General features: G+C 64.5%; 20 protein-coding genes and 1 tRNA gene. 2 read left to right on the forward strand and 19 right to left on the reverse strand.

Features of this window, described 5'->3' with window-relative positions; all coding sequences use genetic code 11:
* Positions 1-15: 15 nt before the first annotated feature.
* The 17 genes from infC to OOT43_RS07520 all read right to left on the reverse strand — a co-directional run bounded on the left by infC (position 16) and on the right by OOT43_RS07520 (position 20827).
* Positions 16-594 (reverse strand): translation initiation factor IF-3, encoded by a 579-nt coding sequence (gene infC, locus OOT43_RS07440; protein WP_449406838.1) that lies wholly within the window; start codon positions 592-594, stop codon positions 16-18.
* Entirely contained in the window at positions 567-2483 is a 1917-nt protein-coding gene (gene thrS / locus OOT43_RS07445) for a threonine--tRNA ligase (RefSeq protein ID WP_266024204.1), read from the reverse strand. The genes infC and thrS overlap by 28 nt, the downstream gene beginning before the upstream one ends.
* 73 nt (positions 2484-2556) lie before the next feature.
* Positions 2557-2633, reverse strand: a tRNA-Val gene (locus tag OOT43_RS07450).
* Positions 2634-2719: 86 nt separating this feature from the next.
* Complete coding sequence (locus OOT43_RS07455) at positions 2720-3418, reverse strand: hypothetical protein (RefSeq protein WP_266024205.1); 699 nt, start codon at positions 3416-3418, stop codon at positions 2720-2722.
* Complete coding sequence (gene recD, locus OOT43_RS07460; RefSeq protein WP_266024206.1) at positions 3415-5262, reverse strand: exodeoxyribonuclease V subunit alpha; 1848 nt, start codon at positions 5260-5262, stop codon at positions 3415-3417. Before recD ends, OOT43_RS07455 begins: the two co-directional genes overlap by 4 nt.
* The gene (gene recB / locus OOT43_RS07465; protein ID WP_266024207.1) at positions 5259-8879 is read right to left on the reverse strand and encodes an exodeoxyribonuclease V subunit beta; all 3621 of its coding nucleotides are present in this window, start codon (positions 8877-8879) and stop codon (positions 5259-5261) included. The genes recD and recB overlap by 4 nt, the downstream gene beginning before the upstream one ends.
* On the reverse strand, positions 8876-12304 hold the full coding sequence (gene recC, locus OOT43_RS07470; protein WP_266024208.1) for an exodeoxyribonuclease V subunit gamma: 3429 nt from the start codon (positions 12302-12304) through the stop codon (positions 8876-8878). Before recC ends, recB begins: the two co-directional genes overlap by 4 nt.
* Positions 12305-12414: 110 nt before the next feature.
* On the reverse strand, positions 12415-12948 hold the full coding sequence (locus OOT43_RS07475; protein ID WP_266024209.1) for an REP-associated tyrosine transposase: 534 nt from the start codon (positions 12946-12948) through the stop codon (positions 12415-12417).
* 184 nt (positions 12949-13132) lie between these two features.
* Positions 13133-13561, reverse strand: coding sequence for a type II toxin-antitoxin system VapC family toxin (locus tag OOT43_RS07480; RefSeq protein ID WP_266024210.1), 429 nt, complete (start codon positions 13559-13561; stop codon positions 13133-13135).
* Positions 13558-13791, reverse strand: a complete 234-nt coding sequence (locus tag OOT43_RS07485) for a hypothetical protein (protein ID WP_266024211.1) — start codon at positions 13789-13791, stop codon at positions 13558-13560. The genes OOT43_RS07480 and OOT43_RS07485 overlap by 4 nt, the downstream gene beginning before the upstream one ends.
* A 56-nt stretch (positions 13792-13847) precedes the next feature.
* Positions 13848-14786 (reverse strand): ADP-ribosylglycohydrolase family protein, encoded by a 939-nt coding sequence (locus tag OOT43_RS07490; RefSeq protein ID WP_266024212.1) that lies wholly within the window; start codon positions 14784-14786, stop codon positions 13848-13850.
* Positions 14787-14917: 131 nt separating this feature from the next.
* Entirely contained in the window at positions 14918-15547 is a 630-nt protein-coding gene (locus OOT43_RS07495) for a c-type cytochrome (protein ID WP_266024213.1), read from the reverse strand.
* A gap of 2 nt (positions 15548-15549) precedes the next feature.
* Entirely contained in the window at positions 15550-17163 is a 1614-nt protein-coding gene (locus OOT43_RS07500; protein WP_266024214.1) for a b(o/a)3-type cytochrome-c oxidase subunit 1, read from the reverse strand.
* Positions 17160-17756 (reverse strand): cupredoxin domain-containing protein, encoded by a 597-nt coding sequence (locus tag OOT43_RS07505; RefSeq protein ID WP_266024215.1) that lies wholly within the window; start codon positions 17754-17756, stop codon positions 17160-17162. The genes OOT43_RS07500 and OOT43_RS07505 overlap by 4 nt, the downstream gene beginning before the upstream one ends.
* 85 nt (positions 17757-17841) lie before the next feature.
* Positions 17842-17982, reverse strand: coding sequence for a hypothetical protein (locus OOT43_RS07510; RefSeq protein WP_266024216.1), 141 nt, complete (start codon positions 17980-17982; stop codon positions 17842-17844).
* A 203-nt stretch (positions 17983-18185) separates the two neighbouring features.
* Complete coding sequence (locus OOT43_RS07515; protein ID WP_266024217.1) at positions 18186-19358, reverse strand: HPP family protein; 1173 nt, start codon at positions 19356-19358, stop codon at positions 18186-18188.
* 173 nt (positions 19359-19531) lie between these two features.
* Positions 19532-20827 carry a transglycosylase SLT domain-containing protein gene (locus tag OOT43_RS07520; RefSeq protein ID WP_266024218.1) on the reverse strand — a complete coding sequence of 432 codons (1296 nt, stop codon included), beginning with the start codon at positions 20825-20827 and terminating at the stop codon, positions 19532-19534.
* 221 nt (positions 20828-21048) lie between these two features.
* Between OOT43_RS07520 and OOT43_RS07525 the strand changes: the two genes are divergently transcribed.
* Positions 21049-21351, forward strand: coding sequence for a c-type cytochrome (locus tag OOT43_RS07525; RefSeq protein ID WP_266024219.1), 303 nt, complete (start codon positions 21049-21051; stop codon positions 21349-21351).
* A gap of 287 nt (positions 21352-21638) precedes the next feature.
* Here OOT43_RS07525 and OOT43_RS07530 read toward each other — a convergent pair whose 3' ends face one another.
* Entirely contained in the window at positions 21639-22175 is a 537-nt protein-coding gene (locus tag OOT43_RS07530; RefSeq protein ID WP_266024220.1) for a hypothetical protein, read from the reverse strand.
* Between the two features lie 722 nt (positions 22176-22897).
* Positions 22898-23506, reverse strand: coding sequence for a GNAT family N-acetyltransferase (locus OOT43_RS07535; RefSeq protein WP_266024221.1), 609 nt, complete (start codon positions 23504-23506; stop codon positions 22898-22900).
* A 636-nt stretch (positions 23507-24142) separates the two neighbouring features.
* Here OOT43_RS07535 and OOT43_RS07540 point away from each other — a divergent pair.
* Positions 24143-25285: an ABC transporter permease gene (locus tag OOT43_RS07540; RefSeq protein ID WP_266024222.1), complete on the forward strand. Its 1143-nt coding sequence runs from the start codon at positions 24143-24145 to the stop codon at positions 25283-25285.
* Position 25286 lies beyond the last annotated feature (1 nt).

Consider the following 25286-nt stretch of genomic DNA (forward strand, 5'->3'; position numbering starts at 1 on the left):
GTTAATCTCCAGGTATCAAGCCTTTTTCTTTTTCGGGGCAAGCGTCATGCTCATCTGCCGCCCCTCCAGTTTCGGGAACTGTTCCACCGACGCGTATTCCTCCAGATCCGTCTCGATCCGCTTCAAGAGGTCCATGCCGAGATCGCGGTGGGCCAGTTCGCGCCCCCGGAACCGCACGGTAATCTTGGCCTTGTCGCCGTCGTTCAGAAAGCGAATGAGATTGCGCAGCTTGACCTGGTAGTCGCCTTCGTCCGTACCCGGACGGAATTTGACTTCCTTGATCTGGATCAGCTTCTGCTTCTTTTTGGAAGCCTGAAGCTTCTTGTTCTGTTCGAACCGAAACTTGCCGTAATTCATGACCCGGCATACCGGCGGGTCCGAACCCGGCGAGATCTCGACCAGGTCCAGATCGGCATCGTAGGCCATCTGTCTGGCTTCTCGCGAAGAAACAATCCCGAGCTGTTGTCCATCCGCGCCTATCAGTCTGACGGCGGGGGCCGTGATCTCCTCGTTGAGTCGCGGCTCTTTCTTGTCGTTGGCAGTGATAACCCCAGTCCTCCGATGTGTTAATGACTCACGGCGCGCTTCGTCGATTCCTCAGTGAACTTCACCACCAGATCGCCGATCCCGAAACTGCCGTGATCCTTACCGTCTTGCGTCCGCAAGGTAACGCTTCCCGCTTCGACTTCCTTATCGCCAACGATAAGCAAATAAGGTACCCGCTGCATGGAATGTTCGCGGATTTTAAAGCCGACCTTCTCATTTCTCAAGTCGGCCGCGACTCTAAATCCTTTAGAGACAAACTCTTGGGCGATCCGTTCCGCATAATCGGCCTGCCGGTCGGTGATGTTGAGCACCACCGCCTGCACCGGCGCCAGCCACAACGGGTAGTGCCCGGCGTAGTGTTCCGTCAGGATTCCGACAAATCGCTCCATGGAACCGAGGATCGCCCGGTGCAGCATGACGGGCACATGCCGCGCGCCGTCCTCGGCGACGTAGCTGGCTCCGAGCCGGTCCGGCATGGAAAAATCCACCTGGACAGTGCCGCACTGCCAGACCCGGTCCAGGCAGTCCTTCAGCGAGAACTCGATCTTGGGGCCGTAAAATGCGCCCTCGCCCGGCTGCAGGTCCCAATCGAGCCCCTTCGCGTTCAGGGCCGTTTCCAGCGCATGCTCGGCCTTGTCCCACACCTCGTCCGAACCCACCCGCTTTTCCGGCCGGGTGGACAACTTGATCAGGACGTCGCTGAAGCCGAAATCGGCGTAGACCTTGAACAGCAGGTCGATGAAGCGGGACACCTCGTCCTGGATCTGCTCCTCGGTGCAGAAGATGTGCGCATCGTCCTGGGTGAAGCCGCGTACCCGCATCAGGCCGTGCAAGGCGCCGGACAACTCGTTGCGATGGCAGGAACCGAACTCCGCCAACCGCAGCGGCAGGTCGCGGTAGCTCTTCAAACCCTGGTTGTAGACCTGCACATGGCAGGGACAGTTCATCGGCTTGATCGCGTAGTCGCGCTCCTCGGATGCCGTGGTGAACATCTCGTCCGAGAATTTCTCCCAGTGGCCGGAGCGTTCCCACAGGGTCTTGGACACCACCAGCGGGGTGCGGATCTCCTGATAGCCGTTGTCGCGGAACACCCGGCGCATGTACTGCTCGATCTCCTGCCACAGGGTCCAGCCCTTGGGGTGCCAGAACACCATGCCGGGCGCTTCTTCCTGCATGTGGAACAGGTCCAGCGCCTTGCCGAGCTTGCGGTGGTCCCGCCGTTCCGCCTCTTCCAGCCGCTGCAGATAGGCGGCGAGATCCTTCTTGTCGCCCCAGGCCGTCCCGTAGATGCGCTGCAGCATCTCGTTGCGCGAGTCGCCGCGCCAGTAGGCGCCGGCGATCTTCATCAGCTTGAAGGCCTTGAGCCGGCCGGTGTCCGGTACGTGCGGGCCGCGGCACAAGTCGGTGAAATCGCCCTGGGAATACAGCGAGATGACCTCGCCCGCCGGGATCGCCTCGATGATCTCGGCCTTGTAGGCCTCGCCCATGCTCTGGAAATTGACGATGGCATCCTCGCGCGGCATGGTCTTGCGCTCGACCGGCAGGGCTTGGGCCGCCAGTTCCTGCATCTTGGCCTCGATCGCCTCCAGGTCTTCCGGCGTGAACGGGCGCTCGAAGGAAAAATCGTAGTAGAAACCGTCCTGGACGACCGGGCCGATGGTCACCTGGGCCTGCGGATAGAGCGCTTTGACGGCCTGGGCCAGAAGATGAGCGGTGGAATGGCGGATCACTTCCACCCCTTCCGGATCGCGCGCGGTCACCAGCGCGACCTGGGCATCCGTTTCGATGCGATGGGACAGATCAACGAGCCTGCCATCCACTCGGCCGGCCAGCGCCGCCTTGGCGAGCCCGGGCCCGATGGACTCGGCCACCTGCAGCAACGTGACGGGATGATCAAATTCCCGGCGGGAACCGTCGGGCAGGGTAACGACGGGCATAATATCGACGCTCGCGGTTTGACTCGAACCCACAAACAAAAAAGCATCGCCTTGCGATGCTTCCCGGGATGCTTGGTAGGCGCGATTGGACTCGAACCAACGACCCCCACCATGTCAAGGTGGTGCTCTAACCAACTGAGCTACGCGCCTGTCGTAATTCGACAAGAAGCGGGCATTATAACGATGCATTCGATTCTTGCCAACAATTTTTGTCCTCCATCCGTGTGGGCCTCCACTCAAGGCAGACGCGGGGCAAATCCCAGGACATCCCGTTGATAGACCTCGTGCACTTCGGAAAACGGCAGATTATCGCGCGTGTACAGCACGGCCCGGTGCTCGAGCAGTCCCGCGGGAACGGCCAGCCCGGCCGGAGACCGGGCGGGCGGCTCGGTTCGTCCCGCCACAGCCCAGTTTTCCGGCAGCGGCGACCACAGCAGCCGGGCGGAATAGGTCCGGCGATACGGCTCGAGCGGTGCCACCGCCTTGCCGAACGGTATGTCGGTGGTATCCAACAGCCGGTTCATCTCGGCCGTCAGCCGGGCCGGGACGTACCAGTTGTCCGCCTCGGACAGCACCCGCCCGCCGCATTTGAGCCGGACCCGGCGGTATTTCAGCTCGGCGGCGGACGCCACGCCCAGGCGCTGGAGCTGCTCGGCGTCGGGCGCCTTGTCCTCCCCCCTCGCCCGCTCGGCCACGATGCGCGGCTCGGCGGCCAGCCGGTAGTCGCGGCACCATCTTTCCAGCACCAGCGTCGCGCTGCGGCTCGCCAGAAGCTCGGCGTTGAATGTCTGAACCAGCGCCAGAGCGGCCAGCCGGCCGGTGCCGGTGTCCGGCCAGAACGGAGCCCCTCCCGGATCGGCAGACAATAGGCGAGGGACGACAACGATGACCGCAAAGATGAAAAGCTGCCTTCGGCAGCGCGTGATCCAGTTCATGACGACTCTCCTTTCATGCTTGACGGAATCTCCCCCAGCCGGTCGATCAGACCGGAATGGCGGTCGGTGCGGCGGCGGATGGCCTCCTCCAGGACTTGGGCGCCGCCGATGAGGGACACCGCGCTCCGGGCCCGGGTGATGCCGGTATAGATCAGCTCCCGAGTGAGCACCGGCGAGGTCCGATCCGGCAGCAGCAGCGCCACCTCGTCGAACTCCGAGCCCTGCGACTTGTGCACGGTCATGGCGAAGGCAGTCTCGTGCTCCGGCAGACGGGCCGGCGGAATGGCGCGGAAATCGCCTTCGGTATCGGGAAAGCGCACCCGCAGCTCGCCGGACGGCTCGGGCAAAACGATGCCGATGTCGCCGTTGAACAGCTTCAGCACATAGTCGTTGCGCAGCACCATCACAGGCCGGCCCGGATACCATTCCACGCGATCGTCCGCCGCCAGCCGGAGGCGGCGGCGGAATTCCCGGGCGATCATGCGGTTGACGGCGTCCACCCCGCGCGGGGATTCGCGCACCGCGCACAGGACACGGAAGCGGTTGTAAGCGGAGAACGCGGCCTGCGGCTCGGCCGGGCCGGCTAGCATGACGGCCAGGTAATCCGCGTAGCCCTTCAGCAGCGCCTCGAGCAGGCCCGCGCCAGGAACCGCGGCCGCGTCCTCCCGCCAGGTCACGGTGTCGTCCCCGCCGGCCCGCAAGTCCGCGATGACGGCCTCGGCCTCTCCCGAGTTGACCCGCGCCGCCAGCCGCCCGATCCCGGAATCGCTGCGGAAACGGTAATTCCGGCTGAACCAGGCCACGCAATCCTTGAGCGGGGTGGCCTGGACCGGCGCGGCGGTGACGATGCCGGCGGGATCGGTTTCCGCCAGCGCGGCAAGCTGCTCGATGACCGCCGGCGACAGCCCCGGATCGGCGCTGATTTCGGCGAACACCGCCCCGGCCTCGACCGCGGCGAGCTGATCCTTGTCTCCCAGCAGAATGAGCCGTCCGCTGGCGGGCACCGCTTCCGCCAGCTTGGTCGCGAGCCCCAGATCGAGCATCGACGCCTCGTCGACCACCAGCACATCCACCGCCAACGGATTGTCGGCGTGGTGGCGGAACTGACCGCTGCCGGGAATCACCCCAAGCAACCGGTGGAGGGTGCAGGCATCATCCGGCAGTTTCGCCCGGATGCCCTCCGGCAGATGCGCCGCCCGCTCGCGCAGGGCGTCGAGCATCCGGGCGGCCGCCTTGCCGGTGGGGGCGGCCAGGGCGATGCGGCACTCCGGATTCTGGACGATCAGACAAGCCAGCAGATTCACCACCGTCGTGGTCTTGCCGGTGCCCGGCCCGCCGCTGATGACGGTGAGCCGGCCCAGCAGGGCCAGGGCGGCGGCGAGTTTCTGCCAGTCGGGACCGTCGGACCGCCCCGGAAACAAGGCGCTCAATTGGTCCCGCACCGCTTCGGACGGCGGCGCCAGCCCCTCGCGGCCATGGGCCAAACGCCGCAGCATGCGCGCCAGCCTCCGCTCGTAGTCGAAATAGCGGTAGAGATAGAGCCGGCCGCCGGCATCGAGGATCAGAGGACGGGGCGGATCGGAAGGGCTCCCGACCACGCCGGATCCGAGCAGGATACCCCGCAGCTCGTCCTTGCTCCGCTCCGGAAACGCCTGCGACAGGGCGTCGAGATCGGTGCAGACGTGGCCCTCGGTAGTGGCGAAGCTCGCCAGGAAGGCGGCCCGCTCCAGCACCTCGGGCGGACCCAAGCCCGGCGCCCCGTCGCGCGCCCAGCGCAGGAGGCGGCGGGCGAAGCCGGCGGCGAGGCGATGCTGGGGGGAAAGAGCGGATTCCACGACGCTCATGCCTCGAGCCTCCCGCCGATCAAGGCATCCAGCGCGGCGATACAAGGTTCAGCGGGCCGATGGAAATAGACCCCGGCACCGTTCCAAGCCGGCCGGACTCCGCGCACGAACAGGTAGTACACCCCGCCGAAATGGGTGGCGTAGTCGTAGTCCGGCAGGCGCCGGGCGAGGTAACGGTTCAGCGCGGCGGTGTACAGCAGGTATTGCAGGTGATAGCGCTCCGCGGTCATGGCCTCCGCCAGTGCCGCGGCACCGTAGTCCTCGCGCGCATAGCCGAGATGGTTCGACTTCCAGTCCAGCAGGTAGTACTTGCCCCCGTGACGGAACACCAGGTCGATGGCGCCCTGCAGATAGCCGCTCAGCGTCCGGAAATCCAGCGCGCCGATCGAATAGCCGTGGCCGCCCAGCACCGCGGCCAAGCGCGCCGGGTCCAGACCCTCCGCCGGCATGTGGAAGGACAGTTCGCTCAGCCGCTGCCCGCGGCCGATTCCGCTCAGCCGCAGGCCGTCGCCCAGATCGGCTGACAGCACATCGGCCAGCATGTTTTTCAGCATGGCGGGAAGAAACGGCGCTCCGCCCTGCGGCTGCATCGCCAGGGCGCGCTCGACGGCTGTATCCCAACCGGCCGGATCGGTGAAATCGGCCCGCTCGAACAGGTGATGGATGCAGATGCCGGCCGATGCGCCGCGCGGGAAGCGCAGGATGTCGCTCTCGGGCAGTGTTGCCGACGGCTGGCCCGCCCCGACCGGAGCGCTGAAGGCGTCGTGGTCGCGCCCCTCGGCGCCGGCGTCCATGGCCCGGCTCAAGGAAGTGAAGCTGCCCATGGACCAGCCGATCGGCACCCAGGGCGGCGGCGTCTGCGCCGCCAGCCGGTCGGGGTCCGCTGTCGGCTCGGATGCTGCCGTCCGTGGGATGGCCGGCATGGGCCCGACGCCGAAGTCGGCGCCGACCGAGTCCGCCAAGCCCCGCCAGGCGGCTTCCACCTGTGCCGGTTCGATCCCGGTCTTGGAATCCTGCCATTGCCCGGGCGTGTAGTCTTTCCCGCAGGCCAACCAGTTGAGCATACTGCGGGCGCTTTCGCCGTAGGACACCGAGTTGCCATTCTTGGCGCCGTAGATCCCGGCGAACAGGTAGCAGCGGTAGACCGCACGGGTCAGGGCCACGTAGACGAGGCGCAGGGTCTCGGCGTCGTCTTCCAACCGGCGCAAACCCTTGATGCCGGCGTCGCCCTTCGCCTCCGGACGGTAATCGAGCACCGGCCGGCCCGCCTCGTCGTGGTATTCGATGCCTTCCTGCCCGCCTCTGCTGTTGCGGAATCTATCCCAGAGATAAGGGCAGAACACCACCGGGTACTCCAGCCCCTTGGACTTGTGGATGGTGACGATCTGCACCAGATTCTGGTCGGACTCCAGCCGCAACTGGGCGGCATCCGGTGCCGCGGCGGTGTCGCGCCGCCGGCCCTGCAGCCAACGCAGCAAGGCGTCCGGCGAAGTCAGGTTGGCCTGGGCCTGGTGCAGCAACTCGCCCAAGTGCAGCAAATTGGTGAGGCGGCGCTCGCCGTCGGGACGGGCCAGCGCCCGGCGGGCCACGCCTTCGTCATGCAGGAAGCGGCGGAACATCGGCCCGAAACCGCGCTCCCGCCACAGCTCGCGGTACTCGCCGAAGCGCAGCACAGTATCCAGCAGACGGCTCTCGTCGGCCGAATGCGCGGCGATCGCGGGCCCATCGAAGCCCATGATTTCGGTCGCCAGCGCGCCCCGCAACAGGCGGTCGCGGTTGGGCTCCAGCACCGCCAGCAGGATGCGTTCGATCTCCTCGGCCTCGGCGGCATGGAATACGCTGGCCTGCGACAGCTCGACGCTGCCCACCCCCAGCGCACCCAGGGCCTGACGGATGCGCCGGCCCTGCGCGTGGCTGCGCACCAGCACCGCGATGTCCGAGGCGCGCAAGCCGCGCTCGCCGACGCCGATGCGCCCGGTCCGGCCCTCCCGGATCAATCGCGCGATCTCGGCGGCGGTCGTATCCGTGCAAACCCGCATGGCTTCCGCCCGCAGCACCGGAGAACCCGCCTCGTCCTTCGGCAGCAGCCAGACCTGGAATGGCGCCCGCCGCTCGCTGGCATCGGCGAACGGTTTGCGCGGCTTGGCACCCAGCCGCACCGGATGGTAGTCGAGACCGTCGAGCATGAAGGCCCGCGGGTTGGCGCCGAACAGGCCGTTGCAGGCATCGATCACACCCGCCAGCGAGCGCTGGTTTTCCGCCAGGGTGTATTCCCGGTCGGTTTCGCGGCGGGCGCCGAGGTAGGTGTGGAGATCGGCATTGCGGAAGCTGTAGATCGCCTGCTTGGGATCGCCGACCAGGAACACCGGCCCGGCCTCCGCGCCTTCCGTCATGTACAGGGCGCGGAAGATGGCGAACTGCAGCGGATCGGTGTCCTGGAATTCGTCGATCAGCGCCGCCGGATAGCGGCTGCGCAGGGCCGCCGCCAGCCAAGGGTAGCGGCCTGACGTCAGCGCCTCGTGGACGTTCCAAAGCATGTCGTCGAAGCCGATCACCCGGCGCCGGCGCTTCTCTTCCCGCAGCGCTTGCCCGCCCTGCTCGACCAGTTCGCGGATCAGGCCCAGGCGCGCGGCTGCCAAACGCTGCTGGATGCCTTCTTTAAGCGCCAACAGGCTTTCGGCGGCATCGAAGAAAGGATGTACCGGCGTGGTTTTCCCCTTCTTCGTGCCCTTTTCCAGGGCAGTCGCCCGGTACAGCCTGACCTTGTCTTCTACGGGCGCCTGAGGATCCCGCGTCGCGAACCACGCCTCCCAAGCCACACGTGCCTGCTCGATGGAAGCCGGCTTAAAGGACACGCCATTGAGGTCTGCAAGCGCCGCTTCCAGCAGGCGGACGATGCCGGCCGAAGCCTCCCGCCATAGCGCCTGCGCCTCGCGGAAAGCTTCCGACAACGCCAGTTCGTCCCGCTCGCCCGGTGCCTCCACCGGCTCGGGCCACAGCTGCGGCGACAACGGCTTGGCCAGCGCGCGCTTAAGCAGGCCGGCATAGTACGTGGGCTCGTCGCCCGATTCGACCAGATGGGCGATCATGAGGCGGCTCAGGCTGCCGGCCGCCACGCGCCGGCGCCAGAAATCGTTGGCGACCTCCTGTACCAGCGTCTCGTCACCCTGAACGAGTTCCAGCGTGAACGGAAGCCCGGCAGCGAACGGCGTCCCGGCCAGGGCGCGCTGGCAGAAGCCGTGGATGGTGAAGATCGAGGCCTCGTCGAAACCCAGCAGCGCCCGGTCCAGCCGCTTCCGCATCTCGCCCCGCTCCAACCGTCCTTCGAGGGTCGATACCAGAGCGGGAACGAAGGGATCGCCCGCAGCGCCGCCCGCCCCGTTCAGGAACCCCAGGGTCTCGACGATCCGGCCGCGGATGCGCTCGCGCAACTCGGCCGTCGCCGCATTGGTGAAGGTGACGACCAGGATGTCCCGCACCTCCCGTTCCTGCTCCAGCAGCAGCCGCAGGTACAGGCCGCAGATGTTCCAGGTCTTGCCGGTGCCGGCAGAGGCTTCGATCAGGTTGACGCCAGCCAGCGGACAGCCGAAGACGTCGAGGGGATGTGCCGGGGTCATGGTATGCGCGGGTCGTCCAAGTGGCCCAATAGCGGACAGAATACGGTTTCGGCAGCGAGAAAGAACCCATCGTCCACGGGATCGGCGACACCCCGCAACGCCAGCCGGTAGGCGGGGTCCTCGGATTCGCCATGGCTGAAACCGGAGGATTCCCAGCGCTTGCGCGCCTCGCGCTCCGCGGCCTCCGGTTCTCCCTGCCGCAGCTTCATGGCGCAGGCCCAGGCGCTCTTGGGGAAGAAATGCAGCGGCTGCCGGAGCCCCAGGCGATAGAGGTCGACCAGCTCCTGCAATCGTTCGCGCGCGTCTGCGACCGGCTTGAGCCGGAATTCGCCGTCCCGCGAAACCCAGGTCGTGGCCGGCTCCACGCCTCGGGTAGCCATAGCATTCAGGAACAGGTGGTCGAGCCAGCCGGAAAGATAATCCGCCGGCCGGGTGTCGTCGTAGCGCCAGCGCACCAGCCCGGCCGCGCGGATATTGCCCAGCACGCCGCTCAAGGTCCAGGCTTCGCCCTCGACCCGGAATTCGAACGTACCCGGCAGCGGATCGAGCGGGTCTTCCCGCGTGTACCCGGCGATCCTGCCGGCGTAGTCCCGAATCCGCGCCAGCTCGCCCTTGAGCAGCAGTTCGCCGAAATGGCCGTGGGGGTATTCGTTGCCGGCCTGCGCGGCCGCCTCGATCACCTCCTCCGAAGCACCCGACAGGATCAGCGGCAGCAATCTCGCCGCCACCTCGCCGCGATCGAAATATCCCGGCAGGAACGGCTCATCGTCGGCCAACTCCTCCTCGCCCTCGGCCAGGGTAAGCCCTAGGCGCTGCTCCAACAGATAGCGGCAGGGGTTGCGGAAGAAGCGCTTCAAGCCGTCCAGCGTCAGCTCGCGCCATTCCGGCTCCGGTGCGGCCAGCGGTGCGGGGAAGAAGGGGGAGGGTTCAGGGTCCAGATCGTTCTGTTCCTCCTCGGCGTTTGGACCCGCTGGACCGTGAACCGTCAGTTCCCTCTCCCTCTGGGAGAGGGTTAGGGTGAGGGAATTTTTTTCAGGTTCTTGCAATTGGGCGCCATAAGCCCTCACCCCCCGCCCCTCTCCCAGAGGGAGAGGGGAACGAGCAGCCTGCAAAGCCTCGCAATATTCCGCATTGAAGCTGGCCAGACGCGGATCCTTGGGCAGCCCGGCGTCGAAATACACCGGCGAGAACGCCTGCAGCGGATGTTCGACCACCAGCCGGCGGCGGGCCTCGTCCCGGCTTTCGCCCTCCGCGGCGACCAGCGGCAGCACGTAGTCCAGCAACTCCGACAGCAGCGTCGAGGGCGGCAGGTGACTGTTGTCGCGCACGCTGCGGCCGGTATAGCTCAGGTAGAGCCGCTCCCGTGCCGCCAGGAGCAGGTCGAGGAACACGTTGCGCTCGTCGTGCCGGCGCTGGCGGTCGCCGCCGCGCGGGGCCTGGGCGATCAGATCGAATTCGGCCGGCCGGTCCGGGCTGGGGAACACGCCGTCGTTCAAGCCGATGATGCAGACCACGCGGTACGGCAGGTTGCGCAGGCTGGTCATGGCGGTGAAGGTGACTCGCCCGGAGGGCATGCCGCCCCGGGCCGGGTCGTCCAGCAACGACTCCAGCGCCGCCCGCGCCACTTCCGGCTCGATCGGCCCGGCCACGCCGGCCTCCGCCCAGTGCCGGGCCAGGGTGGCGATGGCCTCGCGGACCTCCTGCAGCGCGGTGATGCCCTCCGCCGTCTCGGCCAGAAAATCGCCCACCAGGGCATTCAGCCGCTCGACCCACCGGTCGGGCGCCACCGGCACACTCCAGGCGCGGTGCCAGTGATCCAGCGTGTCCACGAAATGGGCGAATCCGCCCAGGGCCAGCGCCTCCGACCCTTCCGCATCTGCGGCCGGCAAGCGCCCGTCGAACGGCACGGGGGTCTCCCCCATCGCATAGCCCAGAAACAGCCGGTCCAGGCCGTCGCGGAAACTGTGCTGCTCGATCTCCGGCAGCCCCGCTGCCTTCCGGTGCGCTCCGTCCAGCCCCCAGCGTATGCCCGCCGCCTGGAACCAGTCGTGGATGCGCTCCAGATCGTCCTGGCTCAGGCCGAAGCGCGCATGCACCAAGGGACGCTGCAGGAATTCGTACACCGCACTGGCCTTGCAGCGGGAGGCGAACAGATCGAGCAGGGCCAGCAGCGCAGCCGCCGCCGGATTCTCCACCGCGCTGCGCTGACCGGTGATCGTGTAGGGAATACGCCGCGCCGGCGGCACCGTGCCGAACACCGCGTCGATGAGGGGCGCCGCCTCTTCGAGCCGCGGCGTGACCACCAGGACCTCCGAGACTTTCAGCGCATCGGGCTGGGCCAGCATCGCCAGCAACTGATCGTGCAGCACCTCCAGCTCCCGCGCCAGCGAATGGCAGACATGCACCTCGATGCTGCGGTCCCCCGCCAAACGCGAGCCGCAGCCCGGCTCGGGATCGCGCAGATCGAGGATGGCCGCCTGCACCGTCGCCAGCAGGCTATTCCCGGCAGGGGACTCGAATGCGGCATCGTCGATCACCGCACCCTCCGCCCGGTCGAACAGCAGGTCGATATGCGCCTGGGTCTGCTGCCCCCAGGTCGCCAGCAGGCGGTTGCCGGTCTCGCGGTATAGCGCATCGCCCCGCGCTTCCAGATAGCTCAACCGCTTGCGATCGACGATCTCGAACCAGTACTCCCGGCACGGATTCAGCACGTACAAATGCAGTTCGGTCCAGCGCGCCAACTTGCCAAGGATGTCCAGATACAGCGGCGGAATGGTCGGAAGACAGAACAGGCGGGCCCGCTCCGGCAGCCCGGCCCGCCGCGTCGCTTCCGGGCCCATCGCCTCCACCGCCCGGAAGAACGCCACCGATGGATGCTCCCGCCGAGCGCCCAGTTCATCCATCAGCGCCCGCCACAGCGCCGCCTGCCAAGCCTCGTCTTCCCGGCTCTCGGCCAGCCCGTCGGCCGGCCTCCCTTCCAGCCACGCCGCCAGCCAGTCGGGCCGGTAGGTGATGTACTGCTCCAGCAAACGCGCCACCCGCTGCGCCAGGTCGAACCGCATCGCCGCATCGGCCCGGTTCAGGTAAGCCGCCAAGCGCGGATGCGCCGCAACCAGGGACTCGTCACCCAGTGCCCAGAACACCCGCCAGGCCAACGTCGCCGGCTCGAAAGGCGAGGCCTCCCGCACCTCGATCACGTGGCCGATCTGCGCCCACAGCCATTGCGCCAGATAGCTGAATTCGACGTTCGCGCACACCCCGAAGCGATCCGCGCAGTCCAGCTCCAGCCGCCGCCGGATGCCGACGCTGGGCACGATGAGCTGCTCCGCCACGAATGGATCCGGCGCGGATTGCGCCAGATCGTCGAACAGGCGCTCCGCCAGGGATTCGAAGCGATTGGAGAAAACGATGTTGAGGGGGGCCATGATTACGGGAAAGGGATATTGGGTATTCAACGAAGCGCCGGCAACTCATTAATCGTTCCCACGCTCCAGCGTGGGAACGCAGCCAAGGACGCTCCAGCGTCCCGTTTCCTTCAGCACCACCGGTCGATCTCAATCATTCCTGCCTGTCCGCCATAATTCCGCGCGCTCGAATACCGCCAATGTTCGGGCAAGTCGACATATCCGCGCTTCACCGGGTTTTGGTGGATATAGTCCAGCTTCTCCCGCATCACAGTGTCGCTGAAAACCATTTCGGCATGGGAGCCTTCTTGCCAGAATTGGTATTCCCGATCCTTCTTATGCGCCCGGTTGGCAAATCGCAGTCGGGCCAACAGGCGCTCCGCATTGTGCGCCTCCAGCAGTTCGATGAGCCGGGCGGCTGTGTACGATTTGAAGCTGCTCAAGCATTTATCCAACCACGGGGCCTGGCCGACGAAGTGCAGGTGGTTCTCCAATATCACATAGCCGAAGAGCCGCAAACCGTCGTTCGCGCGTTGATGGGACCAGCTATCGAGGAGTATCTGGACCGAATCCGGCCGGGTGAAGACGGAAAGCGACTCGACAACCGTGCAGGTCAGAAAATGGGGTTTGTCGGGCTCCAGAATCACATAGCGGCTTCTGCCCATGCGGTTTCTCCTTCAGGTCGGGACGCTGGAGCGTCCCCTGGTGGCGTTCCCAGGCTGGTACGTGGGAACGATCATAATGAGCTGGAGCATGACCCATTGGCGGAGGATGGCATCCTTGGGTTCGTTGCGATTGGAGTTTTATGGGGGGAGCGTATCCTGGAAATCGGTCATTCGCTGTCCTGCCTCAGGAAGGTAACCGGAAATCGGCCAGCCAGACGATCCGCCCCAAACCGCATGCCTTGTCGTAATAACGCCGGTCGGCGGTAACCAGCATGGCGCCAGGGGTGCTCAGGGCGACGGCGTGATAAAGCGTGTCGAACAGGTGATGCCGGCAGCGGATGGAAAGATCGATGGCGGTCGCATAGGTATCCAAGGTATCCGCGAAGGCGCATTCGATGCGCAGGAGATCGGCGATGTCGTCCGGGGCTTGTTCCGGCTTTTCTCGCGCGAGGACGGCAGCCACTTCCGAGATGAAGTGGGGTGGCTGGAGCAATTGAATCCGATCCTCGACCACGCCGGCCAAGATCGCCAATGCCAGGTCGCTGTCGGGCTCGTCGTCGCGGGTCCGAAAAAACCATTTGAGCGCGACGCTGGCATCGACCACCAGGATCATTGACGGCCTTCTTCCCGTGCGGCGCGCAGTTCTTCATCCGTAACGGCCGGGGCATGCCTGCGCCGCTCCAAAATCCGGTCGATCGCGTCGGCGCTGCGCTGCTTGCGCGCCGCGCGCTCCACCGCTTCGCGCATCAGCTCGGCGATGATGGCGCTCTTGTTTTGATTCTTGAAGGCTTCGTTGAAGGCGTTCTTGACGTCTTCCGGGACACTGAAATTGACGGTGGCCATGGATGGCCTCGCTTGTTGAAAATTTCAACAAAGTATCGGCCAGGGCTGGGAGAAGATCAATCGCGTGTCAGCCGCTCCAGCAGGCTTTCGACCCGGTCCCGCCCGCGCAACTCGTTTTTCCAGTCCGCCGGAATGCCCGCAATCCCGAACCGGATGCCGGCCAGGCCGCCGGCGACGCAGGCAGTGGTATCGGTGTCGTTGCCGAAACCGACGGCGGCACGGATGACGGCGTCGTAGCTGGACGACTCCAGCGCCCGCAGTGCGCTCCAGAAGGTGTCGACGACGTAGCCGGTGCCGGCGGGATGCGCTCGTTGCGGCGCAGTCATGAGCACGTCGAGTTCAGTCCGCTCGTCGTCATCGAGGAATTCACCAGCCCCACGGGCGACGGCGTCGACCTCGGCGGTTTCGCCTCGCAACAGCCGCCGCGCCAGCAGGCAATACAGTGCGCAGGCCACGCCGCTGCGGGGATGGCCATGGGTGGGCCTGCCCTGCTCGATCGCCAGCCGGACCAACTCCGCATCATCGCCCCCGTGCCAGAGCGCCAGCGGCAACACCCGCATCAAGGCCCCGTTGCCGTTGGCATGTTCGTGTGCGTCGCCGGCCCGGGCCGCGGGTATTCCGGCGCGCATCCGGCTGAATGCGCGGGCGGTCTGAATGCCGATGTCGAACACCTGCCCGTCGGGAGTGTAGGCCCCCTCGTCGCACCAAGCCAGGAGGCGGGCGCCGAAGTCGTCCAGATCGAGCCGGCCGCATTCGAGCAGCGAGTCGAGCAGGGCCAGCGCCTGGGCCCCATCGTCGGTCCAGGTGCCGGCGGGAACGAAGGAATAGGTGGCGGGATAGCCGGACGGCGGCCGCATGGCGATGGCTTCGGGCGGCGGCAGTTCCACGGCCGATTTGAATTCGTAGCAGCGGCCGACGGCATCGCCGACCAGCAGGCCGTACAGCCCGCCGGCGATGGCATCCGGGCGTGGCTGTGCGCTGGGTTCGATGGACATTCTGGACGTTCTCCCGGACCCGGAATCCGGGTACGGGAAGAAGGATACCGCAGGACGGCGACAGCTTTGGTCGCAGGTGAGCACTCGGCGGAGGACGCGCCCGAAGCCGCGTCCTCCGTAATCCCGGACCGCTATTTCAGTTTGGCATAGTAAGCGGCCAGTTGACGGATCTCGGCATCGCTGAGTTTTCCGGCGATCAGCCGCATGCGGCTGTAGATGTCGTTGGCACGCTGGCCGCTCTTGTAGGCCAGCAGGGTCGCTTCGAGATAGGCCGCGCTCTGGCCGGCGAGACGGGGGGTGTCGACCTTTTCGCCCTGCCCCTCCCCGCCGTGGCAACTGGAGCAGGCCGGCTCCATGCGCCGGCCTTCGCCGCGTTGGGCGATGCCGGTGGCATCCGCCGCTCCGCCGGCACCGAGCATCGGCGCCTGTTTGCCGTACCAGGCGGCCAGGTCGGCCATGTCCTGGTCGCTCAAGGCCGATGCCATGGAGTTCATGATCGTGGCCGGGTCCTGTCGGTTTCCGTTCTTGTAGTCCTGCAGCTGGCGGTAAAAGTAGGTCGGCAACTGGCCGTTCAGGTTGGGATTGGTACCGGTGCCGTTGTGGCAACCGGCGCAAGGGGCGGACAGCGCCTTGCCGCGGTCGGCGTCGCCCTTCTTGACGAAGTCGAGCGCCGCCGGAGTCCAGGCCACCTTGCTGGAAGGCTCGGCTTCGGCGCCGGCCGCCAGCGTCATCCCGATCGTCGCGAGTAGAATGGCTTTCATCTTCAGTATCCCCAAGCGCTCGGATTGTAGGTTTTCAAGACGAAGAACTGCAGGATGGGATAGCCGTAGCTCAATACCATCAACACCAGAATCACCCTGTTCCACAGGGTGAACCCGTTCAGCCAGGCGGGGGTCGGCCGAACGGCATCATCCGCCGCTGCCGGCTCGGCTTCCAGCTTTTCCCCGGCGGTCTGGGTCTTGTACAGGATGTAGACGAACTGGCAGGCGGAAATCAGCAGGATGAAACCGCCGATGACCATCAGCGACTCGTAAGGGTCCCAGGACAGGGTGAGGACGCTGTTGTACTGCACCGCCGAGATGCGGCGCGGCTGGCCCAGCAAGCCCAGGATATGCCAGGGCGTAGTCATGACGACCATGCCGATGAACCAGCCCCATAACTGCACCAGGGCCAGATCCCCGGAATACAGCTTGCGTCCGCACAGTTCCGGCCACAGCTTGTAGGCGACGGCGAGATACATGGTGACCACCGTGCCGGCGAAGATCAGGTGGAAATGGCCGGGCACCCAGGCGGTGTTGTGCACCATGGCGTTCATGGCATAGCTGGCATTGACGATGCCGCCGAAGCCGCCCAGCACCAGCATGAGCAGGGACAGGATCGCCGCCAGCACCATCGGGTTTTTCCACGGCAGCGCGCCGATCCAGCCGAACAGCCCGGCACCGCCCTGCCTGCGCCCGGCCATCTCCAGCGAGGCGATGACGGTGAAGCCGGTCAGCAGAGTGGGAATGGCGACGGCGAAGGTGCCGACCATGTGCAGGAATTTCCAGCCCGCGCCCTGCTCGGGGTCCATGTACAGATGGTGAAAGCCGATGGGCAAACCCAGCACCAGAATCAGCACGAACGCCGTGCGCGCCAGCAGCTCGCTGAACAGCTTGCCGCCGGCGGCCTGCGGCACGTAGCAGTACAGCGCGATGTAGGCTGGGATCAGCCAGAAATACACGATCGGGTGCAGGGTCCAGGCGAACAGGGTGCGCGCCAGACCGACGTCGATGGTATCGGTCAAGCCAAGCGCCCACGGCAGCAGTTGGAAGACCGATTCCAGGGCCACACCGACACTGGTCCACAACCACAGCAGAGCGTTGGCGGCGGTCGCGAACATGGGCAACGGCACCGTTTCGCCGGAATGGTCCTTCTTCCAGCGGGCAAGCATGACCAGCATGATCGCGCACCAGAACCACGAGCCCACCACCAGCAGAGTCGCCCCCAGGTAGAAAAAGACGTTGGCCTGGATCGGCGGATAGAACGTATACAGCACCGAGGCCTTGCCGAGCAGCAGCGGGACCGCCGCCAGCACCACCCCGACCACACAGACCCCGTAGCCGGTCCAGGCCAGCCGCGGATTCCACACCGGCTGGCGGAGGCTGTGCACCGCCGTGTAATAGCCGAAGCCCATGATGAAGAAGGTCGTCAGCACGAAGGCCATCAGCACCCCATGGGTGCTGACCGAGGCGAAATAGACGGCGGGCGACTGCAGAAAGGCGAACAGTCCGCTGCGCTCCAGAACCTGGTACATGCCGAAGAAGCAGGCCAGGCCGAATGCCCCGAAGGCCACCCAGAAATTGAAGAGCGTGAGGCGGGTCGTGGTTGCATCGTTCATGGCTGCTCTCCTCCGGTTGCGTGCGCCCGCCAGTTTTCCTGGGCGACGACGGTCACCTTGCTCCACATGTGGTCATGGCCCAGGCCGCAGTATTCGTTGCACAACATGGGATATTCCCCCGGCTTGGGGAAAACGCTGACCACCTCGGACACGTAGCCCGGCACGATCATGGTGCTCATGTTGGTCATGGGGATGTGGGCGCCGTGCAGCACGTCCATGCTGGCCATGCGGAAAACGATCCGGCGCCCGGCCGGCACCTCGATCTCGCGGGGATAGAAGCCGTAGCGGCCGGCCACCAGCCGGACCTGGAGGGAACCGTCGGCAAGCGGCGTGGGCTGCACGCCCAGCCTGTCCTCGGCGAACTCCTGGCTCAGATGCAGACTGGCGGAATCGATGGTTTCGACATGGCTGGGGGGATGTATCCCGTGGCTGACGGCGGTGACGACGATCGCGCCGACGAACAGGCCGATCATGGCGAGGGACACGACCAGCCACTTCCATTCCAGCTCATTGATTTCCAGCTGGGACATTTCTCCCCCCAGCCCGGCCAGTTTTTCGTGGAACCATTTCTTGTCTGGAAAACGTATTTGCATAACCTTTTCCTCTTATTTTTCGTTGACGCGCCTGTTTCGCGCTGCGGGGATGCGTTGCCCCGCCGCCAGGTCTGTTTCGGGATCGCTAACCCACTTGGCCGCGGGGCAGGAACACCCCGAAATAGAGGAACAACCAGGCCGCCGTCATCCCCACAGCCACCAGGCACAGCAACACCCAGGTGCCGCGCGGCATTTCGTCGTGTTCGGAATCGTGTTCTGCAGACATAAGCCCTCTCCAACGCGTTGAAAAAATCGCACCCGCCCTGGCAAGACGATCCTCCTGGAAAGCGCTCGCGGCGGCCGCGACGGCCGACTCCGGCCCGCACGACGAACGGCCGCTAGCAGCCTGCTCAGCGTACCCTACCCCGCGCGATGAGGGCAGCGAATCGAGAACACCCGCGGGAAGCCCTCCGGACTGACAAGGTTCGATCATGAGGCCATCGCCAAGCCCGGGCCGGCGAACCCGGCCGGGATGCTGCGGTACAAGGCTGCGATCAAATCGGTCTGCGTCACCAGACCGACCAGCTTGCCGCGCTCGTCGACGATGGGTACCTGGTGGATGCCGTGTTCGCACAACAGCCGAGCCAGTTCGGCGATATGCACATCCTGGCGGGCGGTAATGGCGGGCGCGGTCATGATCTGGCCTACGACCTCCGGCTTGGTCGAGGTCACCCGAGGCGAGGGCAGCAGGAGCACTTTCAGCCTCGCGCTCAGGCTATCGAAGCTGTCGGCGCGGGCGTGACGGAAGAAGTCCTTGAGCGTGACCATGCCGATGACATGCCGCCCCCGGTCCACCACCGGCAAGGCCCGGACGCCTTCGCGCTGCATCAGCTGCCAGACCGGCTCCAGATCGTCGCCGAACTCGGCGGTCAGGGGCTGGGGCGTCATGATGCAAGCGCACGTGGTCTCGCCGAAGGTGCGGCGGAAGGCCCGGCTGGCGGCGAAGTGGTAGATGTCGCTCAGTTCGTCGGCGCTGACGTCGACGAATACCCCGACGTCCTGCAGGGCCGCATGGAAATCCTCGGCGCGGATGCCGATGCGCTCCAGCGGGCTGGGCGGATGCGGCTCGGTGTTGGGAGCGGGTCTGGCGGCATGCACCCAGCGGTCGTAAAACCGGGATGCCAGCAGGATCACCGCGACGTTCAGCGCCAGTGGCGTCAGCAGGAACTGGAACCCCAGCGCTCGGATGCCGGCGTCCCCCAGCACCGGGATCAAGGCGGACGCACCGCCCGGCGGATGCAGACAGCGCGCGAGTTGCATGGCGAATATGGCCAAGCCCACCGCCAGCGCCGCCGCCGGCCAGGTGTCCGGTACCCAGCGGGCGCACAGGATGCCGATCAGGCCGGAAATCAAGTGTCCGCCGACGAGGGACCAGGGCCGCGCCATGGGACTGTGCGGCACCACGAACAGAATCACCGCCGAAGCTCCCATCGAGGCCATCAGGGTCTTCAAGCCGCCCCCCTCGATGAACCGGCTGCTGATCAGGCCGATCAGGAAGATCGCCAGCCCCGCCGCCAGCGCGGAGCGGAATTGTTCCGGGAAACTGGTCGGAAAGGGCTCGGGCCGCCACAGACGGGGAAACTTCAAGCGTTTGATTTGCATCGAGATCCCTAAGGCTGAACCTAAGCCGATGAATCCGGCCGACCCGCAGGGCATTCTGCAAACACGATAAAGCCCGCGGCAATAACATGCATTACAGGTGCATCTTATTGCGCAGCATACGCATGTCAAGCCGTTCCGGAACGGATCGCGGAGAAATCCGCGATCCACGTTCCTCAAACCGGATAGACCAGCAGCTCCTGGCCGGGTTTGAGGCGGCTGCTGGGCGTCAGGCCGTTCCAGCCGGCCAGAGCCGTTTCGGAAACCCCGACACGCTTGGCGATAACTGCAAGCGTTTCCCCTTTTTTCACCACGACGGTCTTCGCCGACACCAGTTCCGCCCCCTCGAGGCTGGCGGCCATGGCCTGTGCGTTCTTCAGCGGGAGCATCAGGCCGTATTTGCGCTGCGGTGCGTCATGGATGGATTTCAGCGCCGGGTTCAGCAGCTTGAACACCGGCTCGGGCAGACCGGCGGCGCTGCCGACGTCGGCCGGGCGGATACCGGGCTCGATCTCCACCCGCGCCAGGGCCGGCGTGCCCGGCACCGGTTCGAGCTTGAGGCCATAGCGGTCGGGGCCTGCCAGGATGCGCGACAGCGCAAGAATTTTCGGCACGTAGCCACGGGTCTCGGGCGGTAAGGGCAGACTCCAGAAATCGGTACCGCGGCCCGCCGCGCGGTTGCTCGCGATCGCATGCTGCACTGCGCCCTCCCCCGCGTTGTAGGCGGCCAGGGCCAGCAGCCAGTCGCCCTGGAACCGACTGTGCAGATGCTTCAGATAAGACAAGGCGGCGCCAGTGGAAGCGTGAATGTCATAGCGGCCATCGTAGTCCGCCGCCATCTCCACGCCGAAACGCTGGCCCGTGGCGGGAATCAGTTGCCAAAGACCGGCGGCCGTCTTCGCCGAAAGCGCGCTCGGGTCGCATGCGCTCTCCACCATCGGCACCAGCACCAGATCCAGCGGCAACCCCCGCCGCTCGACCTCGCCGACCAAATAATGCAGAAACGGCTCGGCCCGCTTGGCCAGGCCCCGAACCCGCGCCGGCCTGTCCCGAAGCCCCGCCAGCTCCGTTTCCACCGATTCATGGTTCCAGCGGGCGAGTTCGAGACGCTCCCTGACGTAATGCCACAAGCCGTTCTTGTGGGTCTTGGGCGGACCGACGGGAATCACCCGGATGCCCTTGCCCGACAAACGCTGGACCGGCTCGGGCACCGCGTTCTCCGGCGCCATCGCCGTCTGAACCGGGACGGCGTCGGACTCCAGCGACCTGAAGTAGTCCGCCAACAGGGTTTCGATCAGGTCCCCGTCGGCGGACGAATTCAGGCGCGGAATACGGTCGTCACCGGCATCGGCGTCCTCAGCCTCTTCGGCTTCGCTCGTGTCCTCCAACATGGCCAGCCGGAAAGGCGTTTCGGCGCATCCGGCAAGCAGAGACAGCATCACGGCGGCGATCGTGAATCGTGGCAAGCTCATTTCCAGCGGTCCTGTTGTGGTCTGGACGAGATTCGGCACTCATAACGTATAGCAGCGAAGTGGCACCTTTTCAAAAAATCCAAGCCACGGATTCTTGTTGCAAGCGCCGTGGCCATGCCATCATCCGGCGGGCGCGCTCGCACGGCTTGGACACCGCGCAGGACGAGCGCCGCGGTTCACCATCATCCACGTGGAGGAGAACGACCATGCCTAGAAGAACGATGAGCCTCATCCTGTCCGCCGCCCTCGGCGCCGCTGTCAGCTGCCCTGTGCAGGCAAGCGAGGAACTCGCCAAAGCCAAAAATTGCGTCATGTGCCATTCTGTCGACAAGAAAATCCTGGGGCCCGCATTCAAGGATGTCGCCCAAAAATACGCCGGCCAGCAAGGCGCCGACGCCAAGCTCGCAGAGAAAGTGATGAAGGGAGGCTCGGGCGCCTGGGGAACCATGGCGATGCCCCCAAACCCTCAGGTCAGCGAAGCGGAAGCGAAACAGCTGGTGCAGTGGATTCTGAACCTGAAATAGGGCCGATCCGGAATGAGGTTGTGAAAAATCCCCTTGGCGAAAAATCTGGATGCTTAAAACTCAACGGGTCAAACCTCTGTGAATCCCTCGGCAGCGCCGGGGGATTCACCTCGGCTCAGAAATTAAACTAAGGTCACCGGGTTGCCCGTTGCAACGGTTGGTTATCCCTTTTTCGCCTCGGCGATTAGGATAGTTGTTAAAACGGATAACGTCCCGCGTTCAGCGCCCCCCCACGGAACCCGAAAACACCAAGTCGCTCCGTGGCGCGGGTGCGCTGGAACGAGTAGTTAGGCCGCACTATGCAAGGCAATGAGCTCACTTCGACACGCCTCACTAAATACCTTAAGCGGATCGTTGGCATGGGATAGCGCAACAGCGCGGATCTCTTCTGGTGACAAATTGGATCTGTAGTATTGCTCGACGACGCGCTCTAAGGCTTGGCTCGCAGCAGCCACTACTTTGTCGGAAGAACGGAGCCTGATACGATTGAGCAGCGAATATACCTGAAATAGCTTCGCCGATTCTTCGAGGTTGTGATCTAATGCATCAACCGCGAGTTTGGAACTCTCCGCAATGAATTCTGAATAGAGGAGTTCCCGCTGCCTAATTTCAGCGCTGACCAGTTCTCGTCTACCTTGGTACCTTTGAGTAATCCATGCGGTTGCAATTGTTGCCGATCCGCCCACGAGTGACCCCAGAATAGCAGAAAGCGCGCTGACGATTGCCGGGTCCATTGCGATGCCCTTTTGTTGTTGCCTTTCACGGTAGGAACGCCAGTTACCCGGCGCCCCCAGCACAGACCCGGACGTGCAGTTTTCCCGCATCCGGTTCCTCGATTGTACTCGCTTGCGCGTCGAGCAAAGCCATTATGCAAATACCCTATGCCACCGCTTGGGCTCGTTGATCGCCGGGCGCGCTAATCCCCGTCGCTCCAGCGCTCGCGTGAACGAATCTCCATCGTCCCCGCGGGCTGGGATTTCCGCTTAGTTCCATGTCCGGGTTTCCCCTTGCGAGCCTCAATAGCGGCTTTTCCTTCGCGTGCTGTCCCCACGGCGGGAACCTCCTGGGGCTTCCCGAGTTCTACGGCATCTCTCTTCCCACATGCTACAGCCGGAGGACTCCGGCGGACCTTCGACGCGCTCGCCATTCCGGGGGTCTCTCGTGTTGCCTTCGGTGTTCGTTAATACCCTCGGCGTCCGCAACACACTCATCTCGAAGCTGTACCAGCACTTCGGGGCGCGCGCCGCCCCGACGGCCCATGGAACTCCCTGTCTACGCTTAGCCCGCCTTGTTCGCCGCCTTCCGGCGGCTCCACCACGGACCCAAGACTCGGTACGGCTGGGTGGCTGACCCTTGCCCGGCGGGGACTTCCACCCCGCAAGAAATGCCGAGCTTCGCTCGGTGCGATAACGACTGTGTTCAGCGGAAGCCCCGCCCCCGCGGAAACATCGAATCCCCGGAAAAATAGACGGCGGGGTTTTCCGCTGCAACAGCTTGTTAGGCCCGATGAATGCCAGCGATATACCGGCCTTCATGGGTCCAATTACTACGCAGGCTGGCCTAATCTTTCAATATAATGGCGTAATAGCCGGGCTGTCTCAGTTTGTGGCAAAGCAGACAAATCGCCGCCAACGGTCAAGTCCATACGATAAATGCCATTTTCGTATATCCCTACCGCACCAAGCCTACGTAGCCAGCCAATCATAACCGTGTTTTCTGGAAGAACAAAGGCTCGAAGAACATTAATTCCTTTTGTTTGCCCTTTCAGATAAAGAATAGCCATTAGGATTGTCCCCAGACCCCGTTTCTGATAACCATCGATAATCACTACCGCAAATTCGGCAATAGTGGGTTGATCCTGAATTCGGATAAAACGCGCTATACCTAGGCCCGGATGTTCAGGCGTATCATGGGCTAGCGCGATCCATGCAACATGATTATGTTGATCGACTTCTGTAAAATAGTGCAATAGAGTATCTGATAGTTTGGAAATAGGCGTGAAGAAGCGGAAACGGCGCGATCGCACGGATAAAGAAGACATTCCATTTTGTATGGTTTCACGATCATCCTGCCTAACTGGTCTAAAATCAACTAACTCGCCATCCTGCAATGCCAGGGTAAATTCATTGTCAGCATCTAAACATTTATGATTCATAGATCTTCACAATATCTACCGGGGCGATGCCGCCCCGCCTAACAATTGATTGAATGGTTTCGTATAGCTTCCGGCCATTCTTATCACGCCGCCTGCCGCTTGACAACACGCATTGAATTCCCTGGTCTATCTTTCTGTCTATCCTCCCTCTAAATCTGGATAAACTGATTTGGATTGCATGACATGCTGGTCCTTCCAACCAGCCTGATCCTTCTCCACGAGACCCTGCTGGCGCAACATGGCGTCCTTGCGCCACAGCGCCCCGTACCACGTTAAACGACGCCGTTAAATTAAGCCGTCATTCCGGCACGGATTGCCTGACCTATCCGCCGGAAGCGGATCGGCACCGCCGCGCAGGGTGCCGGGCAGGACTGCCTGACATGGATCCAGGGCACCGGGATGTGTTAGGCCTTGACCATCCTTTGTTCCTGGACCCCGGCATTCCCTGCCGGGGTGACGGCCTGGATTTTTCCCGACGGCGGTCAGGCCCCGTTGAGATGCCGGAACTACGATCCGGAAAGGTACGGCTGCCATCCGCCCGTTTTCCTCAGGCCGCGGCCGGCGACATAGCGACCGTCGCCCGATATTGCGATAATCGGCCCACTTCCTGCCTGCTCCGCGCCTGAACCTGTCTGCATGTCCAAGGAACCCGAACCGGGCCGAAAACTGAGCATCGAAAGCCGGGGGGATGCCCTGATCCTCGCTCTGAGCGGCGACTGGACGCGCGAGGGCATTGGGGACGGCGATGTCGGACTCGCCGACATCTTCGAACAAATTCCCGAATCCGCGACGGTATCCTTCCGGACCGACGCCCTGGCGACTTGGGACAGCACGCTCCTCACCTTCCTGATGCGGATCGTCGATACCTGCCGCAAACGCAGTATCGCCGTTGTGCCGGACGGCCTGCCCTCCGGCGTGCAAGGGTTGCTGAAACTGGCTTACGCGGTGCCCGAGCGCCAGGACGCGCGCCGGACCGAGGCCAATCCCGGCTTTCTGGAAGGCGTGGGTCTGCGCGCCCTGACGGTCTGGCACTTGGCAGGCAGCCTGCTCGGCTTCATCGGCGAGGCCTCGCTCAGCGTTCTCCGCCTGTTCGGCGGGCGCGCACGATTTCGACGGGTCGATTTCTGGCTGTTCGTGGAAGAGGCCGGTGCACGGGCGCTGCCGATCGTGACGCTCATCAGCCTGCTGGTGGGCATGATCCTGGCGTTCGTGGGCGCGCACCAGTTGTCGATGTTCGGTGCCGAGATTTACATCGCCGGCGCCGTCGGCATCGGCATGGTGCGCGAGATGGGGGCCATGATGACGGCCATCATCATGGCCGGCCGCACCGGCGCCGCCTATGCAGCGCAGATCGGCACGATGCAGGTCAACCAGGAAATCGACGCGCTCAAGACCATGGGCATCAACCCCATGGATTTCCTGGTGCTGCCGCGCATGCTGGCCCTCGTCCTCATGATGCCAGTCCTGTGCATCTACGCCGACATCATGGGCATCGCCGGCGGCGCGCTGGTGGGGATCAGCACTTACGGCATTTCCCGCTCGGAGTTCCTGAACGAGCTGCAGAAGTTTGTCCATTTCGGCGACATCGCGGTGGGCCTCTTCAAGTGCACGGTGTTCGGCGTGCTGGTCGCGCTGGCGGGCTGCCTGCGCGGCATGGAATGCGGGCGGAGTTCCGCCGCCGTCGGCCTGGCCACGACCTCGGCGGTGGTTACGGCGATCACGCTGATCGTGGCATCCGATGCGGTCATGACGGTGGTCACGACCATCCTTAGACTTTGAG

Origin of the sequence: Methylococcus mesophilus (assembly GCF_026247885.1) — a bacterium.
Classification (GTDB): Bacteria; Pseudomonadota; Gammaproteobacteria; order Methylococcales; family Methylococcaceae; genus Methylococcus; species Methylococcus mesophilus.

What these genes read in the sequence shown, in the direction of transcription:
- recD (WP_266024206.1), bottom strand. Translation starts at nt 5,262, where the DNA reads ATGAGCGTCGTGGAATCCGCTCTTTCCCCCCAGCATCGCCTCGCCGCC.
- OOT43_RS07455 (WP_266024205.1), bottom strand. Translation starts at nt 3,418, where the DNA reads ATGAACTGGATCACGCGCTGCCGAAGGCAGCTTTTCATCTTTGCGGTC.
- OOT43_RS07515 (WP_266024217.1), bottom strand. Translation starts at nt 19,358, where the DNA reads ATGCAAATCAAACGCTTGAAGTTTCCCCGTCTGTGGCGGCCCGAGCCC.
- OOT43_RS07535 (WP_266024221.1), bottom strand. Translation starts at nt 23,506, where the DNA reads ATGAATCATAAATGTTTAGATGCTGACAATGAATTTACCCTGGCATTG.
- OOT43_RS07500 (WP_266024214.1), bottom strand. Translation starts at nt 17,163, where the DNA reads ATGAACGATGCAACCACGACCCGCCTCACGCTCTTCAATTTCTGGGTG.
- OOT43_RS07495 (WP_266024213.1), bottom strand. Translation starts at nt 15,547, where the DNA reads ATGAAAGCCATTCTACTCGCGACGATCGGGATGACGCTGGCGGCCGGC.
- OOT43_RS07520 (WP_266024218.1), bottom strand. Translation starts at nt 20,827, where the DNA reads ATGAGCTTGCCACGATTCACGATCGCCGCCGTGATGCTGTCTCTGCTT.
- OOT43_RS07490 (WP_266024212.1), bottom strand. Translation starts at nt 14,786, where the DNA reads ATGTCCATCGAACCCAGCGCACAGCCACGCCCGGATGCCATCGCCGGC.
- OOT43_RS07530 (WP_266024220.1), bottom strand. Translation starts at nt 22,175, where the DNA reads ATGCGGGAAAACTGCACGTCCGGGTCTGTGCTGGGGGCGCCGGGTAAC.
- OOT43_RS07485 (WP_266024211.1), bottom strand. Translation starts at nt 13,791, where the DNA reads ATGGCCACCGTCAATTTCAGTGTCCCGGAAGACGTCAAGAACGCCTTC.
- OOT43_RS07525 (WP_266024219.1), top strand. Translation starts at nt 21,049, where the DNA reads ATGAGCCTCATCCTGTCCGCCGCCCTCGGCGCCGCTGTCAGCTGCCCT.
- recB (WP_266024207.1), bottom strand. Translation starts at nt 8,879, where the DNA reads ATGACCCCGGCACATCCCCTCGACGTCTTCGGCTGTCCGCTGGCTGGC.
- OOT43_RS07475 (WP_266024209.1), bottom strand. Translation starts at nt 12,948, where the DNA reads ATGGGCAGAAGCCGCTATGTGATTCTGGAGCCCGACAAACCCCATTTT.
- OOT43_RS07510 (WP_266024216.1), bottom strand. Translation starts at nt 17,982, where the DNA reads ATGTCTGCAGAACACGATTCCGAACACGACGAAATGCCGCGCGGCACC.
- thrS (WP_266024204.1), bottom strand. Translation starts at nt 2,483, where the DNA reads ATGCCCGTCGTTACCCTGCCCGACGGTTCCCGCCGGGAATTTGATCAT.
- recC (WP_266024208.1), bottom strand. Translation starts at nt 12,304, where the DNA reads ATGGCCCCCCTCAACATCGTTTTCTCCAATCGCTTCGAATCCCTGGCG.
- OOT43_RS07505 (WP_266024215.1), bottom strand. Translation starts at nt 17,756, where the DNA reads ATGCAAATACGTTTTCCAGACAAGAAATGGTTCCACGAAAAACTGGCC.
- OOT43_RS07480 (WP_266024210.1), bottom strand. Translation starts at nt 13,561, where the DNA reads ATGATCCTGGTGGTCGATGCCAGCGTCGCGCTCAAATGGTTTTTTCGG.
- OOT43_RS07540 (WP_266024222.1), top strand. Translation starts at nt 24,143, where the DNA reads ATGTCCAAGGAACCCGAACCGGGCCGAAAACTGAGCATCGAAAGCCGG.